We start from the raw sequence: 17,062 nt of genomic DNA, 5'->3' as shown, positions 1-17,062 counted from the left end.
TCTGGAAATTGTATGAAAGTATTTAGTAAGTCTCGTTTAGCGACGTGTGTGTTGACTGCCATCCCAGTGATGGCGGTAGCGAAAGACACAGGTAAGCTTGAAAAACTCGGTTCTGAGACGACTGGCATTGAAATCACCAAACCGAATCAAGACCAAGACAGCTCACGTATTTACCTAGAGCAAGGCGCTATTTGGGCAAGCCGTGACATCACTCGCTTTGACCCAGTATTAGATGTCAGTGTCAGTGATGAATTAGAAGTCGAACAAGGCACACTGCGTGACAGCATCGGTTTCACCATCACCACCAACTATGGTTACTACATCAAAAAGTACCAATTGGAAGTGTACCGTGTGGGTGACTTTGGCTTGTCTGAGCCAATCGCTGTGCTTGATGGCGATAAACTGGCAAACGATTCTGACATCAACTGGGATGGTCAAACTGATGTCGACTACCAGTTTGCGGTTGGTGAGCAGCTGATGTTCCGCCTAAAAGCGTGGGACAAAGATGGCAACATGGATGTGACTACCGTTGGTGTGACGGACCTAGTAAAGCCTGATTCTGAAGTCGATATCGATCGCAACGATAACGACGATGAAGAGAGCAAAGACAAAAGCTACGGCCAAGCTAAGTTGATGCGTCACAACATCCCGACCAATGCAGGCTTAGCCAAGTTCATTGGTACCGGCTTAAAAGGCGTTGATAAAGTCATCATCGGTGAAGACGAATTTGACGTCGAAGATGGCAACTTATACGCAGAACAGTATCTACCAACAGACTCTTACATTTTTCCAACCAAGGTTGTGTTTGATAACGGTGATGAACGTCGTTACAAGCTGTACGTTCGTATTCCAGATACGTACTACGCACAAACCGGCTTGGCTGATCTTTATGTTGGTAAGAACAATGTGTCTGGTAATAGCGATGCATTAAGTGTCGATGACCAGTACCAAGATAACATCTATAACCAAGGTCGTTTAGCGTACTTTGGTCAGGGTAAATTTGGCGACAAACTTCGCGTGACCACTCACTTCGATACTCGAGAAAGTGAGATCAAAGACATGTTCAAACATCCGTTCGCATCAGACGATTCGGATGTATTCGATATCCTCGAAGACGACGATGAGCTGTATTACGGTAACTATGGTGACAGCTCGAACATCGAAAAAGTGGTCAACACTAAGGGTAAGGTTTACCTCAATGTGGAATACGATAAATCGCAATACTTGTGGGGTAACTACAACACAGGTTTAACCGGTACTGAGAACAACGACTACAACCGTAGCTTATATGGTTTCAAAGCTGATTACCGCACTCGCGATACCACCCAATACGGTGAAGACCGCTTGAACGTGGTCGGATTTACGGCAGAAGCTGACTCCTTGTATGCGCATGATGAGTTCTTAGGTACGGGCGGTTCTCTGTATTTCCTTCGCCACGGCGAAGCGGTACCGGGAAGCGACAAGGTTTACGTAAAAGTAAAAGATGAATATGGCCTAGTACAAAATGAAATCCCACTTGAGCCGGGCGTCGACTATGACTTTGACCCGTACCAAGGTCGCATTATTTTGACCAAGCCACTCGACAACATCCTATCCGACAGCTTTGGCAGCGTGATTGAAAACGGCGACGACTACGAAAACTTTCTGGTTGTCGACTATGAGTACGTCCCACAAGGTTCTGACTCGTTAGATGCGATGTCTTACGGTGGTCGTGCCAAAGGTTGGATCAACGACTACGTTGGTGTTGGTGTGACGTATGCGACTCAAGAAAAGGACAACCAAGACTACGAGTCTTACGGCACCGACTTAACGTTACGTGCAACAGAAGGCACTTACATTAAGGCTGAATTTGCACACAGTGAAGGTACTCAAACAGAGTCGAACTTTGTTTCTGTTGATGGTGGTTTAACCTTTACGCCAATTGGCGACACATTAGAAGATCGTGAAGGTGACAGCATTCAAATTACTGCTGTGACGAGCCTTTACGATCTTGCCCCAACTATCTTTGGTGCCGTAGGTAATGACCTGAAACTTTGGTATCGAGACAAAGATGCAGGATACAGTTACGCAAGCAGTAGCGATGACCTAGAACAAGAAGCCTACGGTGCAGAACTTCGTTTGCAAGCGACCGATCGCTTGGCGGTTCTATCTCGTTTCTCTACCAATGAAGAGCGTGATGTCGACGGCAATTTAGAAGCGGATACTGAAACCATTGAGGTCGAGACTCAAGTTAAAATCACCGAGCACATCAAAGTTTCGGCGGCAGGGCAACAAACTGAAGAGCTTAACCAAAACGACGAGCACAGCGATGCGACCTTGGCGGGTGTGCGTTTGGAATACATGTGGGACAGCGACAATAGCGTCTACATTAAAGGCCAAACCACAGTCTCTCAATCGGATGACTACGACGAGAACGATAGCGCATCGATTGGTGCGGAGTTCCAAGTATTGGAAGACTTGTCGTTGGGTGGTGAATACACCGACGGCGACCGTGGCCAAGTTGCTGAAGCGACCGTGACTTACGATGTGTCTGATGACCACTCTACATACGTGACCTACGTTGATGATAACTACGAAGGTGAAAACAACGTGATTGTCGGTCAGCGTGCGGACCTCACCAGCAGTGTCGATTTCTACCAAGAGAACCAGTTTGTTGATGAAAATGATGGTCACGGTCGTATCGACTCGTATGGCTTTGGTTACGATGTGACGGAAGATGTCGAGATGGGGATTGGTTATCAGCTTGGTGAAATTGAAGATGACGAGAACATCACCACAGAGCGTGAATCCATCAGCTTCAATGCATCGATTGATCTGGATGACATCACCTTAAGCCACAAATTTGAATATCGAGTGGATAAGAGTGAAGACGATCCAGACATCGCTCAGCGTGAGCTTCAACAAATCGTGACGACCAACCGTTATACGCATCACTTAACGGAAGAGTACACATTGTTTGGCAAGTACAACTACTCCATCACCGAAAGCGAAACAACGGGCGAAACCATGGCGCAATTTACCGAAGCAACGGGTGGACTAGCGTATCGTCCGATCTACAACGATCGATTGAACCTACTGAGTCGCTACACCTACATTGCAGATTTCGATCAATTGGATCGCGATGTGGATTATCAAGACGAAACCAGTCAGATCATTGAAGTAGAAGCGATCTATTCGATCGACCAACACTGGGATGTCGGTACTAAATACGCACATAAAGATAAAGAACAAGCCTTCGAGCGAGCATCTGGTGCGAATGAGATGGTTAAAAGTGACATCGACTTGTACGGACTTAGCGCCTCTTATCGTGTGATGAAGGAGTGGGACGTCACGGGTGAGTATCACTGGAAAACAGACACACTCAATGATGAGTTAGAACACGGAGCGTTAGTTTCGGTGAACAAGCACATTGGCGAGAACCTAAAGATAGGCATTGGTTATAACTTCTCTGCGTTTGATAGCGATTTAACCAACGATGACGATTACGATGCTTCAGGCGTGTTCATTAACTTGGTCGGTAAGATTTAAGCCAGCCCCCAAGAGGGTGAAAGTAGAGACTTAAAAATTGAAAACGAAAAGTAAGTTGAGAACGAAAAGTAAGATGAAAATAACAATTGGCCTAATCAGCGGTGTAATGAGCGCTTTGCTGCTTGTTGGCTGTGCAACAGACACCTACGTGAGCCAGGAAAACCGAGACAAGTTTACTGGCTTAGATGTGTCTAAGTTTTTAATCAGTGAATGTTTGGCTCCTGAACGTGAGGTGCATGTTGCTATCGCAGAGCATTTTGCGTTTGATAAATACAAAATACGCGACTTAGATGCGATCAACTTAGATGCCTTTGTAGAAGAGATCAGAGGTCTAAAAGGGCGTATCACAATTGTTGGTCACACCGACTACAAAGGCTCATTGGAATATAACCAACGTCTTTCACAGCGTCGCGCTAAATCCGTCGCAGACTATTTGACAGCGCACCTCGATCCAACGAATTACGATTGGGAAGTGAAACACCTTGGTGAGACTCAACCTCTGTTGTTTGGTAAAACTGATAAAGACCGAGCGGAAAACCGCCGTGCATTTATCGTATTTGAAGAGGCTCAAAAGTACGAAGAGATGCCTTTCTGTGAACCACCAAAACCAGAGCGTAAGGTGTACATGGCAATGACGCCGCACTTTGATTTTGATAAATCAGTGCTTAAGCCAGGAGACTTAACTCAGTTGGATGATTTCACGGCTCAGTTGAGTGGCTTGCAAGGCAGTATCATGGTAGCAGGGCATACCGACCAAGCGGGTTCGCTCTCTTATAATGAGAAGTTGGCCGAGCGCCGCGCCGAAACGGTGGTTGAATACCTCAAAACCAAACTCGACCCTAAGCAGTTCATTTGGGAAGTGAAGTCGTTTGGTAAGTTACAGCCAGCGATTAATGAGCGAACAGAGCAAGCCGATGCGTTAAACCGTCGTGCATTTATCGTATTTAAAGAGTCAGGTATTACTGCGGAGCAGCAAATGCTTTCTGGTAGTCAGCAACAGGCCATTTCTGACAGCGAACAGGAAGTGATGAGCATCGAGAGCAATCAGGAGCCACAAACTAATAGCCAATAGATTGGTGTTAGAATTAGATATACAAAAGCCCCATACATTGGGGCTTTTTGCTCTGTGGATTTTTGATTTATGAACTTGTATTAGTATAGTTATTACTCAGAAGGCAGATTCTGTTTCAGTTCTAACAACATTTGATACGCACTTTCCCCAGACATTTCATATGGATTAAATTGATCAGAGGATGAAAACTGTAAATTCAATAATGCGGTCAAACTAGATTGTGGAATGCCACCCATTGACCAATCACCAAACTGTCGGCTATCAATTTCTTTGTAATAAAGAATCGTCACGTTGCTGTGGCGTGGGTCATTGAGAATGTGATTATAGGTATTATTGACCGCATCTCTTGAACCTTCAATACACTGAAGAAAGTACTTTTGATTATGGCTCAGGAGCCCCGTTAGATGGCTTTGCTTATTGTGGTCACGGGAAATATCCAAAATATCGTCCAAAGCTTTAGAATCGCAACTTTCACAAAGCGTGCTGACATAAATCAACCGAGTTAGGAACATAAACACCACTTCACTTTTTGTTTAAAGGTTACTTACAAATATAAGCCAAGTTGATGGAATTGCTAATCTAACCCAAAATATTGAGCGTTCTGATGATTGATTAGTCAGACGATATTCGAATTTGTTTGATACGTTATTGCGGTATTTAGTGAACAAGATGCCTCTTAGCAATGCTCCTTGTTCACTTATAATGACGTTTACGCTGCTTTTATTGCAATAGGAATACGTACATTAATATTGGTCAGGAAATGTTGGGCTAAATACAGGATAGAGTGCTCGTAACTCATCTTGGCTAAGGTAGCCTCGTTGAGTATTGATAACTTCTCCATTTTTCCGGTATACAGCCATGGCATTAGAGTAGGTGCCTGTTTCTAACCAAGATGTCTTGAGTTGGGCACAGTATGCGTCTACACAATCTCGTGGATTTTGAGTAGCCCAGCTACCGAACCCAGTTTTCCAACCTAGTAATGTAGAGCCTTCACTTACTATTTTATCGTCGCTTACATAACTAAAAGTTGATGAGGTGTGCTCAACTTCGATATCGGTACTTCCAATTAAATCACTGTAAAATACGTAAGTAGGCCACAAATCAGCGTTGTTATGAGAAAGTGTGAAGGTCACTTTAGCTGAGCCTTCTAATAATTGCGTTTCACGCTCTATAGTAAATGTGATTCTTTCTTGTACCTCTGCAAGGTTGCAGGTCCAAAGTTGACATGCATTATACATTTCGTCATAAGTTGTGCCCCAACGTTGGGCTGCTTCAATGATTAAAGGATCTTTTGAAGGATTGAAGTCAGTATCCTCATCAGGGTCTGTTTGATCACCTGTTGAACCATCACCGTCCCCAGGTGGCAATATTGGGGTGCCCGGATTATGAGGCGCTGTACCACCGGTCGAATCTGAACTATCTGAACTGTTGCATCCGGTAAGCAATACTGCGATTAAGGCGACAAATAAGGCTGATTTTTTCATTCTGAATTTACTCTCTACTTTAGAAAAAAGTATCCTAACTATGTGACAAGCTTTATTTTTCAATGATGGCTTATCGATAACTTTCCGTTTATAGAGGCATAGTATTTGTGATGTGGGTAACTGACTAACTAGTGGTTCGAATATCAATAATAAGTATTGCTTATCATTAGAGGAGGAGGTCAATCGCGGAGTATTTACTGCTCGATTTAATAAGTAAACGGTGAGTCATATTGTTATAGCTCACCATTTAAGTAACTGAATCTAATATCTAGTTTTTTACTACCGAGATTGACTCAACATTTGAAGATAAGTCGAAGTGAACATTAACGAGTACATCTTCACGTTTAAAAGTCACATCATCAAAATCAGTTGTCGCTATTTTGAATCCGTTTCTTGCGAATAAACTCGTCACAATTGTGCGTTGTTTTTGTTCCATTGCGTTTGTTAGTAGCTTGTCCATTGTTATTTCCCATAAGTGACCGTGTGCATACCTTAAAGATACAGACTCCAGATTATGAGATCAATTGCTTAATCGATAGTCATGGCTAATGTGTTCCTCGGTCATTATTTATGGATACATAATGGTGATAGAAAGGCGTGTTGCTCTCGAGTTTGTTTATCAAACCTCAAACATTTTGTGATGTGGCTTCAAGGGGATTTGTGAACTTGAATAATCAATGCACTTCTTCGCGAAACACATACTTACAAAGTCGCAGGTTTTGTAGGCTAACTTTGGTTGTTTATTGGACTGGTTGCTATCGGAGACTCGGGTAAGTATTGAAGTGAGAGGCATTAATACTGAAGGCTCTCCCTAATAATGATAAATGTTATTAACCCTAGAAACTTGATTTTAACATAGGCTTGATTTATAAGTTCACCGTTCATTAATAACTTCATGATTATATTAGTTTTTACTAACCTTTAAATAACATGGAGAAAAGGCGATGAATAAGAACCAAACACGCAACAGGTTAGCGAATTTAATGCGATTTCGTAAACCATATAAGGCAACGGACTTCCTTGTCAGTTCTAATGAACTACGAGTTAAGAAAGATGTTTATAGCTTGCGTAAAATTAAACAGTTAGAAATTCGTCAATTGGGCTTCAAGAAAACGCTATCAATATCGTTTCATTGGCTTTGGTACTCTCCGCTGCGACTTGGGCGTTTGTTCCTCAGTTTGGCCTGCCTATGCTTGCGCTGACTTTCATTTTGGCTTTTGTATCATGGCGAAAATACGAGTTGCGTGCAGAATTTAAAGGGGTAGACGAAACGGGTGATCATTGGGTGTCTGTAGCTCGTGGTTGTACTTTAGATGAGTTCAAAACCATGAAAAACGTCGAATTGACGTTACGAGACCAAGTTTCTTAGTAAGCGGGGTGTCGTAATAAGTTAGGTTCAATAATAAACAAGGCTCGTCACTCGTTGGCGAGCTTTTTATTTTCTGAAAAACATAGATAGAGCCGGTTACTTTTATACGTCACTGACGATGTTGGCAAGGGTGACCTTTATGAATCTTAAGTCACGGCATTTATAATGGTCTTTAGAACTTTAGAACTTAGGGAGAGGGTGGCGGTGAATACACAAGTAAATAAGAGTTTCTTCAAAAGGCTCAGCCTGTTAGTTGGTTATGTTTTGATTATAATGTTGAGCTTTAGCCGATTGACCAATGCTCAAAGCATCGAGTTTCCTACTTGTGCACAGAGCGAGGTTTTGAATACAGAGATCCACCTTTATGTTGATGAATCGGTGTTAGCCGAATATTCCAAAGCATTTGTAGACTCTAAAATAGCGACATGGGAAAGCTATTCGAATCTGGTGTTGAAGAACTCCTGCATTCCTATGACGAGAAAAGTCACCAAAGTGACTTATACGCCTGTAATCGATAGCCTCTGGTTTCAAGATTTGAGCGCAGCAGAGAGGTTATTAAAGTTATCGATGGAAGAACCGATTCCTGAAACTACAGAAGAAGGTGTTCCCATTTTTACAGGGATGGTATTTTCTAACTATAATTCTAGTTTTAAGTCTGATTATTGTGGTATTTCATCTTCAGCATCCTACTTTTTTTCTTTAGCGATAAACTGTCCTGATTACTTGATGGAGCATGAAATTGGCCATTTGAGTGGTGCTAATCACGACTACAAAACGTTATTGAAAGACTCTGATAGCATCGAAAGTTACATTTCTGGAACGTATCCAACAGCTCCTCAATATTCCTTTGGCGCAATTTGTGCTGATAGAGGAACAGTGATGTCTTATGAGCGAGATGTTATACCTGCTTATTCCAGTCCGGATATCAGAGTGGATGGCATAAAGTGCGGTGATAGCAAACACCACAACAATGCGAAAGTGCTTAGAGAATTCGCACAAGTTTATTTAACGCCATGATTTCCTCGTTGCTAGATTGGTAGTCATCCGATTTGGTTACATCATTATTAATCTGAATTCGAGCGCCATACCAAGGAGATAAAATGCAAGTAAGTATTAGGCCCGCCATGCCAAACGAATTGGCAATTATTTATGCTCTGGTTGTCTCAAACGATGAGTGGACGAAGTTTAACGGCCCTTATTTTCCATACTCACCTCCATCACTAGAAGAGTTTGGAAGTTGCTCGTTTCAACGGTTACTCAATGGATCCGACTTACAGTTGGTGGTTGTAGACGGTGTGCCTGTTGGAAGTGTGAGTAGTTACTGGGAATGTGAGGAAACTCGTTGGCTAGAAGCCGGTGTTGTTATTTATGATTCTAAATATTGGGGTAAAGGTATTGCTGCGCTGGCTCTTCCGCTTTGGGTTTCTCACCTATTCGAAAACAAGCAGATAGAGCGTGTAGGATTGACCACTTGGTCGGGTAATCCGCGGATGATGTCACTGGCGTTGAAGTTGGGTTTTCAACAAGAAGCGAGACTGAGAAAAGTACGATTTTACCAAGACGAGTATTATGATTCCGTTAAGTATGGCCTGTTGCGTTGTGAGTGGTTGGAAAGCAATTCACTTATTATTTGAGATAACAGATAACTCTTTGATCTAAAAATTGAGAACGAGCGTATTTCTATCCAGTTTATCTAGGATGGGTGTGCAATGAAGTTATCGAAAGAGAGTGAATCAAGAATTATTGAAATGGCGTGGGAAGACAGAACGCCATTTGAAGCCATAGAACTGCAATTTGGTTTGAATGAATCTGAGGTGATTCGCTTTATGCGTGGCAGATTAAAGCTGGGAAGCTTCAAGTTATGGCGTTCACGTGTTTCTGGGCGATCAACAAAGCATTTAAAGCTTCGTAGCTCGGATGTTTCGAGAGGCTATTGCCCGACTCAGTATAAGCAGCGTTAATTGCGTGGGCAGATCTTGGGATTGCTTTCACTGTGTCCTGATCCACTTAATAGGTGATGATATCACCACCCATTAAGTGACCGAACTTTGGTATAGATCCGCCTTGCTGTGCACGTCACCATTTTTGTTTAATATTTTTCAAAGAAAATTGAACAAGTCACTTCTCCCGAGTTGTATTTCCTTAGCTCTAACTAAGATAAATCACGAACAGCACGAACGTAGTTTTCAATACGAATGACATCACCTTGAGGCCCGTGCCCATTCGGATAATCTTTCGCATTGCCTGTTTTAGGCTCGGCTCGTTGAGCGCCTGCGCCATGTACATCAAGTAGGGTGCGAGCCTTTGAGTTTGGTCTCTTCATATATCCTAAGCATTCGCCGAAACAGAAGTAGGCCGCTTGTGATTGAGACTTCGGTCCAACACGGAGATGGGTGGTGCTACTCCAAAATGCAGGATAGTTCAGGTCTCCCTGCTCATCTTTGATTGAGGATATAGAAAATACAGGGCTAATCGCAGCAGAATCTGTTGCTTGAGGCGAGCGGGTATAATCGACAATCGTTTGAAGTTCCTTAATATTAGGTAAACGCCAATCGCTATGACCCAAGTATTCCTCAGTGTTGAGTTGGCCTATCCACTCTTTAGCCTCTGACCAATCCATAGCTTTTTTACTGTCTTGCTTTGCCCACATGAGTTGTGTTGCAAAATCAGTGACTGTTTGGTCGTTGTTCTCTTGAAAGTTGTTTTTGCCGTAATCGGTATTTCCACGAACTAAACGCACCGTAAACTTGTTATCTTGCTTGGTGCGCGGGTGAACAAGTGGATACCCTTTGATTCGTCCATCTGCAAAGTTAACGCCAAAGACCGCTTTGTCTTTGCCCATAACTTTACCGGTATAAACAGATGTGGTTATGTACTGTGAATCAATTACTCGCTTTCCATTCGTACCGTAAGCAAAATCAAAGGAATCGATATCAATGAAAGGCTTTGCGCCATCAGGAACCTTATACATATCTCGATTACTTGCATCGATGCCTGTAAACAATATTAGTGAATACAATTCCTTAATATTGGGGACTCGCCAATCGTTATAACCACCAACATTCGCCGATTCTGCATATTCAATGGCTTCTTTAAAGCTCAACACTTTATAGTCTTTCTGCCACATTAAGCCTGTAATCTTATCGGTGACAGTGTTGTCGTTGTTATTCTTATACTGAGTGCTGTCTATCGAAACGACAGGGTAACTTGCTCGATCATTTGACGTTGTTGTTGTTGTTGGCGCTGTTTGGGCAAAAGGAGCAGTCGCTGTACAGCAAGCTGCCGTGATAAGAACTTTTTGGATTAAAGTGAACATAAATATCCTTATAAGTGGGGAATTGTGGTGGTGTTTATTGCTTAGCCTTTGTGTTTCCGCAATCTAACGACATAAGGTCAGATCCGAAGATCACTTCGCCCTTATATTGCTTCTCGATAATTCCCATGCTCGCAGGTTTATCAATTTCACCACGTACAAAATGGGTATAAACAAGTTTATTAATATGGGCATCTGCTGCTATTTGACTGGATTCTTTTATATTTAAATGAGCATGTTTTTTCTTGCCCGTTTTATCTTTAGTTTTGTTCTTCCCTTCCGATTTTATTGTTTTATCACGTTGTTTTTTCCTACTGTTATTCATGACCATGCCACCTGAATCGATGATCAAACAGTTGGCTCCTTTGGCAAACTCCACCATTCCTGGGCCTGAACTCAGGTCTCCTGTTACCACAACAGATTGATCGCGATAATCAAATCGATATGCGATTGATTCGATGGTATGTGGCACGGAAAGGGTCGATACTTTTATCTCATCAATATTAAAACTGTCACCGCTTTTTAGCTCACGGACAGTGAGGTGATTCATTCTTTCGTCTAGGGAACGTTGAGTCTTACCAAGGCGGTAATCCAAGTCTTGTTCATATAAGCTAATGTTATTGCTAACAAATTCTTTTGTTTGTTTAGGGCCGGCAACAAGAAAGTCACCACGACCAAGTAATGCGGTCGTGAATACAGAAGAAAAGTCGGCGTTGTGATCCAAATGATGGTGAGTGAAAAGAATAGCGTCCATCTTACGTCCGTCGGTACCCTGTTTTTCTAAATTACGTTTAACGCCGTCCCCCATATCAATCAAGATTTGAGTATCCCCTTGAGTGATCAACACACCAACACTAACTCGTTCCGGATTATAATCCGGAGAGCCTGAACCTATAATTGTGGTATTCATTTGGGGAGATTGCGCATACGCTATATTGGCTAAGCCATATGCGGCAACGAGAATTATATTTCGCTTCAGTTCATCCATGAGAGCCTCTAATTTTGGGTTAGTAAACTCATTACACTTTAGGGTTTGCTATAAGGAAATAACACACTCTTTACTGAACATTACGTATCACTTACTCGCCTTTACAGAAGCCATTATTTTTAATAAACAATGATGAGTATATTTTCTAGGTTTTGAGTTATGATTTTTTTGGGGGGGGGGGGGGGGAAATGAAACCTAACGTCATATCAATGTATGGTTACAGACGATATAAGTGATATTGAGAATCTCGCACTGTTTAATGGTGCAGTGCTGAAAGTTAATCAGAAGTACTGTTACTAGCTGTTAGGGCTTTAAAAGATTAGGCATCCTAATTTCCCTTGAGCGCGCATCCGAAATTTAACCTTTTAACATACTGTCATTTAGGGCTTAGTTATCCGGTTCATCGTCTACAGTGACGTCACCATCCATTGAGTTGTAGTCAATGGATACTCCCGGTACGACTCGATAATGATAGATACACTGATCCGTCTGTATATACTCTGCTATGTAGTCGGTTGCTTCTGGTGAATTGAAGCTCGAAACACTAGGTGGATCGAGGAGCAGTGCGCCCCATACCGAAATGCAGTCTTCAGCGTTATCTAATCTTGGAGATTCTTCGGGTAAGTGCCATTGTTGGGCTGGATATCCCCATTCATTGAAGTCAAGCTGGCCGGTCGCGGAGTTATCATAGATAGGGACGTTCGTGGAAGCACCACCACCGTTTGAGATTAAATTTTTTGAATAGGCAAGATCGACACCTGTTTTAAAAGAAGCGCCAGTGCCTTTCACAACTGCAATATGAGAATCAGTACTTACGTTGAGGAACCTTGGAGCAGCAGTTACGGCGAGTATTCCAAGGATCACAATAACGACAACAAGCTCAATAAGTGTAAAACCGTTCTTTTTCATTTAGCACCTCTTTTAAAGGCCGCCAGTATGCATTATAAGTTACTCTTACCAAAGGGAATATCTTCGTTTTAGTGGTAATTTAAATGCTCAATAATGAATGTTGTGATTGAGGTAACTTGTATTTTATAAATTCAATGCGCATGGCTTAAGTGCTGTGTATCTCACTTTGATATTAATTTTAGTTCTATGAAGGTTTTGCAATTAATGAATATCGTTGAAACGGTAAAGCTTCATCTTTCAGACGTTGGTTATCCAGAGGCCAGTGTTAAAACAGGGCAGGTTCGATCTATATCGGCACTCGTTTTTAAAACCATCAAAAACAAAGACATCTCCAATGTTTTGTCCTTGTGTACTCAATTGCTTGAAGAAATGGATTGGGCGTTAGGCGTTATTGCTTACGACTGGGCTTTTAGAGTAAGAAAACAATATTCAAAAGAAACGTTCTCCATATTTGAACATTGGTTATTCCACTACGTTACCGACTGGAATGATTGTGATGACTTCTGCACTCATGCGTTTGGTGAGTTATTGTCTCAATACAATGAGTTGTTCGAGATGACAACTAAATGGGTCGACCATTCTAATTTCGCTGTGCGACGAGCAGCAGCTGTTGTCTTAATTTATCCAATCAATAAGAATAGGTACTCAAGTTTGAACCCCTTTAAAGTGGCTGATTTGTTGATTAAAGATGAACATGATCTTGTGCAAAAAGGCTATGGTTGGATGCTAAAAGTGCTCAGTCAAAAAGAGCCTGAATTGGTTATTCGTTATTTAAAGGCCAAGCATATCGTAATGCCACGAGTCGCTTTGCGTTACGCGATTGAAAAATTGGATGATAAAACTAAGCGAGAGTTAATGTCACTTTAACCACTGGTACTCGAAAGCTGCCTTAACCACACTACAGGAGAGAATATGAACGCTCTCAACCAACTTTATCTATCGAATGATCAGATGGCCCGTCTCATATCGTCATCAGAATCCGGTGAGATTTATTAGACCTATTCAAATAGGAAAGCGGTATGCAGGAGAAATCTAGAGGGCTCGATAGAGAAGGGTTTATCCAAAATCTTTATTCGCCAAAGAACATAGCGCCAGTATTTCAAGACGTGGTGTCAGCAGTCGTTGATTCGTTGCTAAGAGAGCTCCCAGGTCAAGTTGATGGTATCTACCTGTATGGAAGCGTGCCTAGAGGAACTGCCATTGTTGGTAGCTCTGATTTGGATGTTTCTATCGTACTCGCTACGCCTGTTGGTCAGAGAGAAAAGGAAGTATTTAACCGAATTTCCGACACCATTCCCAAAGCATATACTCAAGTGAGCAAGCTTGATATCGATCCTGGCTTCCTGAGGGATGTTCTGCTGCCTCAAGAAAAATACCATTGGCACTTTTGGCTAAAGCACTGTTGCTGTTGTATTTGGGGGAATGATTTATCTATAAAGTTTCCACGATATAAGCCCAGTAATGAAATAGCCCAAGCTCTTAATAGCGATTTATCGACTTTTCTTAAGCAAATGACCCTGAGTTTCAAAACAATGACAGATGCGGATGTTGTTAAGGTGATTGGCAAGAAGCTAGTTCGAGCGGCGTATTACTTTGTGGCTGAGAAAGACGGCAGTTGGTACACCAACTTGACCCTATGCGCTGCAGTCGCCAAGCGCTACTACCCAAATCAAAGCGACGATATTGAGCTAGCTTATCAATACGCTCTCGGAAATTTGATATCAAAAACAGAAGCTTTTGAATTGTATGAAAGGCTGAGCAAAGAGCTGACTCGAGAGTAAGTGAATCGGCTAGTCAATGGATGAATGATGGGGATATGCATACCACTTCGCATTTGTTTTATAAATTATAGTCAGCTTAATGTTTTAAAAACTGATGTGTTGTAGTTTATCCGCATCATTATCGATAAATGCTTGAGGAACAAAATGTACGCCAATAAGTATTCAAATTTTTGGAGACGCTTCTTTGCTATCTGGATCGATTCCATTGTATTTTTGCCATTGGAGTGGATAGACGATTATGTGCTTTCTGGCGTGATAAGTTCGGGTGGAGTGTTTGCTTGGGGAGCTGCGTACTCACTCATTGGTATTACTTACTACGTTGGTATGCACGCTAAATATGGACAAACGATCGGCAAGATGGTCACCCGAGTCAAAGTAGTGGATGTATCTGAAAGCAGAAACCTAACCCTCAAACAATCTTGTATGAGAGATATTGTCCCAATCATGCTTATACCTTTTAATCTCTATACTTATACGCAACTGTCGTTCTACGACCAAACCTGGGAAAGCTTAGAGCAAGGCCGAGCCTTTATTTTTGTTGGTTACGCAATGATAGGTTGGGTTCTTTTAGAGTTCATCTCTATGTTGTTTAATCACAAACGCAGAGCGATTCACGACTTCATTGCGGGCTCTGTTGTCGTAAAGAAAGTCTAAATATATAAACTATGGCCTAAGGCACCCCCGATGGATGTACATGAGTGTGTCTCTTTTATCTTGCTGAACGAATCACAAGTATTGCTAGAAAAGCGTAGTGAGTCTAAGGAAACGGATCCCGGCTTAATCACTATACCTGGCGGCCATATTGAACACGGTGAAAACCAGGTTCAGACACTATTTCGTGAGATCGATGAAGAGCTTAATGTTGTTCCGATTGATTACCAATACTTGTGTTCGCTTTACCATCCTACGAAGGAACTTCAGTTGATTCATTATTTTATCGTGAGTGACTGGGAAGGAGATATCACCGCTCAAGAGGCTGATGATGTTAAGTGGTATTCACTAGGTTCAGCTCCTGTTGGTATAGCAGCCGATGGTATTGCTTTGAAAGAAGTAGGGCGAGTAGGTTTAGGTATGTGGTGTTAAGAGGCTTTACGACGTTTTTGAGGGCTCAAAAACGGTGAAACCCCGATGTTGGTAGCATCGGGGTTTCGAATTTCTAGATTTCTCGACTGGTAAGATCGATTATCTTTTCTATGCAGAAGGCTTGGATTAATCCAATCTTATTCCTTGGTAGGGAATTAGATACGGATGAAGTCCATGTGCTCAACTTTAGGCTTGAACGCGTGACGTTGAACGTCTTGCGGCTTAACCTTAACTTCTGCGCCGTCAATCAGTAGAGTGATTGCTTCGTAGAATTCAGGCTTATCCATTTGGTTGATCACTTCAGCGTGAACAAGTTCGATAGCTACAGCTGCTGCTTCGCCACCGTAGATTACTGCTGGGAATTTACCAGTGTGACGTAGGCGGCGGCTCGCACCTTTACCTAGTTCAGTACGTACGACTGCTTCAAATTTCATAGTTTTACTCTCAAATTAGTAAAAATTAACTTCACACCTCAATGCGACCTTGAGTATGTGGTAAAGCTTATGCATAAACGAGTTCATGCTTAAGCGAGCGCGGATACTAACATCACATTCAAATCTGAGCAAGTCAGAAGCCCATCACAAAGGGAATTTCCTTAGATAATGGGTTCGTTTGTAGATAAAACACTCACTGACCTTTATTTGTCCCTTTCTATACCCTTTGCATCGTTGCTCTCGTCTATTTATACCACCAAGAAATCATCAAGTTAATGAACGGAAAATGAATGTTCAACTAAGGCTTGGTTAAGACTCAGTTAGTTAATCTTAGTGTTAATTAAACAGCAGAATAAATAGGTGAACATATGGAACCGGTTAGCATTATCGTTATTACTTTAAACGAAGAGAAACGCATTGGACGCTTGATGGAAGAGTTGAGCGTGCAAACCCATCAGGAATTTGAAGTTATCGTTGTCGATTCAAACAGTGAAGATAACACAAGAGAAGTGGCGCAAGCCTATGAAAGCGCACTGCCAAACTTAACTGTTCACCACATGGAAACGCGTGGTGTGAGCTTGGGCAGAAATACGGGTGCTTCTTTGGCTCAGTACAACAGAATCCTTTTCTTGGATGCTGATGTGAGCTTACCTCGAAACTTCCTTGCGAAAGCACTTTATGAGTTGGACGAGAAGAAACTTGAAGTTGCAGGTGTATACATGAGCTCGAAAGGTTTGCCACTCGTGCACAAGTTTGGCTACGGGTTGTTTAACGCAGGGCTATTTGCTACTCAGTTCTTTTTCCCGACAGCAATTGGCGCGTGTATTTTTTCGACCAAGCGTGCACATGATGAAATCGGCGGCTTTGATGAAGAGATCGTACTGTGTGAAGACTGTGACTACGTGAAGCGTGCGAGTAAAACATGGCGATTCAGATTCCTTAATATGACCTTCGGTTTTGATCCTCGTCGGTTAGATCAAGACGGTGTTGTAAAGACGGGTTCAACTTACCTTAAAGCTAATGTAAGACGTTTCTTTAAGGGCGAAATGCGCAACAACGAGATGAACTATAAGTTTGGTCATTATAAAGAACAGTAAGCGT

The 17,062-nt window shown here is 42.2% G+C and carries 17 protein-coding genes and 1 pseudogene; 11 read left to right on the top strand and 7 right to left on the bottom strand.

Annotated elements, in window-relative coordinates:
• Nucleotides 1–12: 12 nt before the first annotated feature.
• Together OCV36_RS09985 and OCV36_RS09980 are read left to right on the top strand one after the other, a co-directional pair.
• The gene (locus OCV36_RS09985) at nucleotides 13–3,528 is read left to right on the top strand and encodes a hypothetical protein (RefSeq protein ID WP_135456518.1); all 3,516 of its coding nucleotides are present in this window, start codon (nucleotides 13–15) and stop codon (nucleotides 3,526–3,528) included.
• A gap of 73 nt (nucleotides 3,529–3,601) precedes the next feature.
• Nucleotides 3,602–4,600 carry an OmpA family protein gene (locus OCV36_RS09980; protein ID WP_135456516.1) on the top strand — a complete coding sequence of 333 codons (999 nt, stop codon included), beginning with the start codon at nucleotides 3,602–3,604 and terminating at the stop codon, nucleotides 4,598–4,600.
• Nucleotides 4,601–4,692: 92 nt separating this feature from the next.
• On the opposite strand, the gene OCV36_RS09975 is transcribed toward OCV36_RS09980, so the two are convergent.
• The 3 genes from OCV36_RS09975 to OCV36_RS09965 all read right to left on the bottom strand — a co-directional run bounded on the left by OCV36_RS09975 (nucleotide 4,693) and on the right by OCV36_RS09965 (nucleotide 6,544).
• A complete protein-coding gene (locus tag OCV36_RS09975) occupies nucleotides 4,693–5,112 on the bottom strand; it encodes a BLUF domain-containing protein (protein ID WP_135456514.1) in 420 nt (139 codons plus the stop codon).
• A 231-nt stretch (nucleotides 5,113–5,343) separates the two neighbouring features.
• The gene (locus OCV36_RS09970) at nucleotides 5,344–6,084 is read right to left on the bottom strand and encodes a lipoprotein (protein WP_135456512.1); all 741 of its coding nucleotides are present in this window, start codon (nucleotides 6,082–6,084) and stop codon (nucleotides 5,344–5,346) included.
• A 268-nt stretch (nucleotides 6,085–6,352) separates the two neighbouring features.
• Nucleotides 6,353–6,544, bottom strand: coding sequence for a hypothetical protein (locus tag OCV36_RS09965; RefSeq protein WP_017073407.1), 192 nt, complete (start codon nucleotides 6,542–6,544; stop codon nucleotides 6,353–6,355).
• Nucleotides 6,545–7,028: 484 nt separating this feature from the next.
• Here OCV36_RS09965 and OCV36_RS09960 point away from each other — a divergent pair.
• The 4 genes and pseudogenes from OCV36_RS09960 to OCV36_RS09945 all read left to right on the top strand — a co-directional run bounded on the left by OCV36_RS09960 (nucleotide 7,029) and on the right by OCV36_RS09945 (nucleotide 9,414).
• Nucleotides 7,029–7,453 (top strand): annotated as a pseudogene (locus tag OCV36_RS09960) (hypothetical protein).
• Between the two features lie 204 nt (nucleotides 7,454–7,657).
• Nucleotides 7,658–8,470, top strand: a complete 813-nt coding sequence (locus tag OCV36_RS09955) for a hypothetical protein (RefSeq protein ID WP_135456510.1) — start codon at nucleotides 7,658–7,660, stop codon at nucleotides 8,468–8,470.
• Between the two features lie 83 nt (nucleotides 8,471–8,553).
• Nucleotides 8,554–9,087, top strand: a complete 534-nt coding sequence (locus OCV36_RS09950) for a GNAT family N-acetyltransferase (protein WP_135456508.1) — start codon at nucleotides 8,554–8,556, stop codon at nucleotides 9,085–9,087.
• A 75-nt stretch (nucleotides 9,088–9,162) separates the two neighbouring features.
• On the top strand, nucleotides 9,163–9,414 hold the full coding sequence (locus OCV36_RS09945; protein WP_017073411.1) for a TIGR03643 family protein: 252 nt from the start codon (nucleotides 9,163–9,165) through the stop codon (nucleotides 9,412–9,414).
• A 191-nt stretch (nucleotides 9,415–9,605) separates the two neighbouring features.
• Here OCV36_RS09945 and OCV36_RS09940 read toward each other — a convergent pair whose 3' ends face one another.
• The 3 genes from OCV36_RS09940 to OCV36_RS09930 all read right to left on the bottom strand — a co-directional run bounded on the left by OCV36_RS09940 (nucleotide 9,606) and on the right by OCV36_RS09930 (nucleotide 12,663).
• On the bottom strand, nucleotides 9,606–10,769 hold the full coding sequence (locus OCV36_RS09940) for an Lcl C-terminal domain-containing protein (RefSeq protein WP_135456506.1): 1,164 nt from the start codon (nucleotides 10,767–10,769) through the stop codon (nucleotides 9,606–9,608).
• 34 nt (nucleotides 10,770–10,803) lie between these two features.
• A complete protein-coding gene (locus tag OCV36_RS09935) occupies nucleotides 10,804–11,754 on the bottom strand; it encodes an MBL fold metallo-hydrolase (protein ID WP_135456504.1) in 951 nt (316 codons plus the stop codon).
• A gap of 387 nt (nucleotides 11,755–12,141) precedes the next feature.
• A complete protein-coding gene (locus OCV36_RS09930) occupies nucleotides 12,142–12,663 on the bottom strand; it encodes a type II secretion system protein (RefSeq protein ID WP_135455085.1) in 522 nt (173 codons plus the stop codon).
• Between the two features lie 204 nt (nucleotides 12,664–12,867).
• On the opposite strand from OCV36_RS09930, the gene OCV36_RS09925 reads away from it, so the two are divergent.
• From OCV36_RS09925 to OCV36_RS09910, 4 genes are all read left to right on the top strand, one after another.
• Nucleotides 12,868–13,530, top strand: coding sequence for a DNA alkylation repair protein (locus tag OCV36_RS09925; protein ID WP_135455083.1), 663 nt, complete (start codon nucleotides 12,868–12,870; stop codon nucleotides 13,528–13,530).
• A 152-nt stretch (nucleotides 13,531–13,682) separates the two neighbouring features.
• The gene (locus OCV36_RS09920) at nucleotides 13,683–14,444 is read left to right on the top strand and encodes a nucleotidyltransferase domain-containing protein (RefSeq protein WP_135455081.1); all 762 of its coding nucleotides are present in this window, start codon (nucleotides 13,683–13,685) and stop codon (nucleotides 14,442–14,444) included.
• 144 nt (nucleotides 14,445–14,588) lie between these two features.
• A complete protein-coding gene (locus OCV36_RS09915; RefSeq protein ID WP_135455079.1) occupies nucleotides 14,589–15,098 on the top strand; it encodes an RDD family protein in 510 nt (169 codons plus the stop codon).
• 30 nt (nucleotides 15,099–15,128) lie between these two features.
• Nucleotides 15,129–15,527, top strand: a complete 399-nt coding sequence (locus OCV36_RS09910; RefSeq protein WP_135455077.1) for an NUDIX hydrolase — start codon at nucleotides 15,129–15,131, stop codon at nucleotides 15,525–15,527.
• 155 nt (nucleotides 15,528–15,682) lie between these two features.
• Here the strand turns inward: OCV36_RS09910 and rplY are convergent, their stop codons facing one another.
• The gene (gene rplY / locus OCV36_RS09905; protein WP_004734628.1) at nucleotides 15,683–15,961 is read right to left on the bottom strand and encodes a 50S ribosomal protein L25; all 279 of its coding nucleotides are present in this window, start codon (nucleotides 15,959–15,961) and stop codon (nucleotides 15,683–15,685) included.
• Between the two features lie 368 nt (nucleotides 15,962–16,329).
• On the opposite strand from rplY, the gene OCV36_RS09900 reads away from it, so the two are divergent.
• On the top strand, nucleotides 16,330–17,058 hold the full coding sequence (locus OCV36_RS09900) for a glycosyltransferase family 2 protein (RefSeq protein WP_135455076.1): 729 nt from the start codon (nucleotides 16,330–16,332) through the stop codon (nucleotides 17,056–17,058).
• Nucleotides 17,059–17,062: the final 4 nt, after the last annotated feature.

The sequence above is a fragment of the Vibrio echinoideorum genome (assembly GCF_024347455.1).
GTDB classification, from domain to species: Bacteria; Pseudomonadota; Gammaproteobacteria; order Enterobacterales; family Vibrionaceae; genus Vibrio; species Vibrio echinoideorum.
The sequence above is the reverse complement of the archived record's forward strand: the minus strand, read 5'-3'. Positions and strand labels throughout refer to the sequence as shown.

What these genes read in the sequence shown, in the direction of transcription:
- OCV36_RS09925 (WP_135455083.1), top strand. Translation starts at nt 12,868, where the DNA reads ATGAATATCGTTGAAACGGTAAAGCTTCATCTTTCAGACGTTGGTTAT.
- OCV36_RS09930 (WP_135455085.1), bottom strand. Translation starts at nt 12,663, where the DNA reads ATGAAAAAGAACGGTTTTACACTTATTGAGCTTGTTGTCGTTATTGTG.
- OCV36_RS09940 (WP_135456506.1), bottom strand. Translation starts at nt 10,769, where the DNA reads ATGTTCACTTTAATCCAAAAAGTTCTTATCACGGCAGCTTGCTGTACA.
- rplY (WP_004734628.1), bottom strand. Translation starts at nt 15,961, where the DNA reads ATGAAATTTGAAGCAGTCGTACGTACTGAACTAGGTAAAGGTGCGAGC.
- OCV36_RS09985 (WP_135456518.1), top strand. Translation starts at nt 13, where the DNA reads ATGAAAGTATTTAGTAAGTCTCGTTTAGCGACGTGTGTGTTGACTGCC.
- OCV36_RS09965 (WP_017073407.1), bottom strand. Translation starts at nt 6,544, where the DNA reads ATGGACAAGCTACTAACAAACGCAATGGAACAAAAACAACGCACAATT.
- OCV36_RS09970 (WP_135456512.1), bottom strand. Translation starts at nt 6,084, where the DNA reads ATGAAAAAATCAGCCTTATTTGTCGCCTTAATCGCAGTATTGCTTACC.
- OCV36_RS09945 (WP_017073411.1), top strand. Translation starts at nt 9,163, where the DNA reads ATGAAGTTATCGAAAGAGAGTGAATCAAGAATTATTGAAATGGCGTGG.
- OCV36_RS09950 (WP_135456508.1), top strand. Translation starts at nt 8,554, where the DNA reads ATGCAAGTAAGTATTAGGCCCGCCATGCCAAACGAATTGGCAATTATT.
- OCV36_RS09935 (WP_135456504.1), bottom strand. Translation starts at nt 11,754, where the DNA reads ATGGATGAACTGAAGCGAAATATAATTCTCGTTGCCGCATATGGCTTA.
- OCV36_RS09900 (WP_135455076.1), top strand. Translation starts at nt 16,330, where the DNA reads ATGGAACCGGTTAGCATTATCGTTATTACTTTAAACGAAGAGAAACGC.
- OCV36_RS09920 (WP_135455081.1), top strand. Translation starts at nt 13,683, where the DNA reads ATGCAGGAGAAATCTAGAGGGCTCGATAGAGAAGGGTTTATCCAAAAT.
- OCV36_RS09915 (WP_135455079.1), top strand. Translation starts at nt 14,589, where the DNA reads ATGTACGCCAATAAGTATTCAAATTTTTGGAGACGCTTCTTTGCTATC.
- OCV36_RS09910 (WP_135455077.1), top strand. Translation starts at nt 15,129, where the DNA reads ATGGATGTACATGAGTGTGTCTCTTTTATCTTGCTGAACGAATCACAA.
- OCV36_RS09980 (WP_135456516.1), top strand. Translation starts at nt 3,602, where the DNA reads ATGAAAATAACAATTGGCCTAATCAGCGGTGTAATGAGCGCTTTGCTG.
- OCV36_RS09975 (WP_135456514.1), bottom strand. Translation starts at nt 5,112, where the DNA reads ATGTTCCTAACTCGGTTGATTTATGTCAGCACGCTTTGTGAAAGTTGC.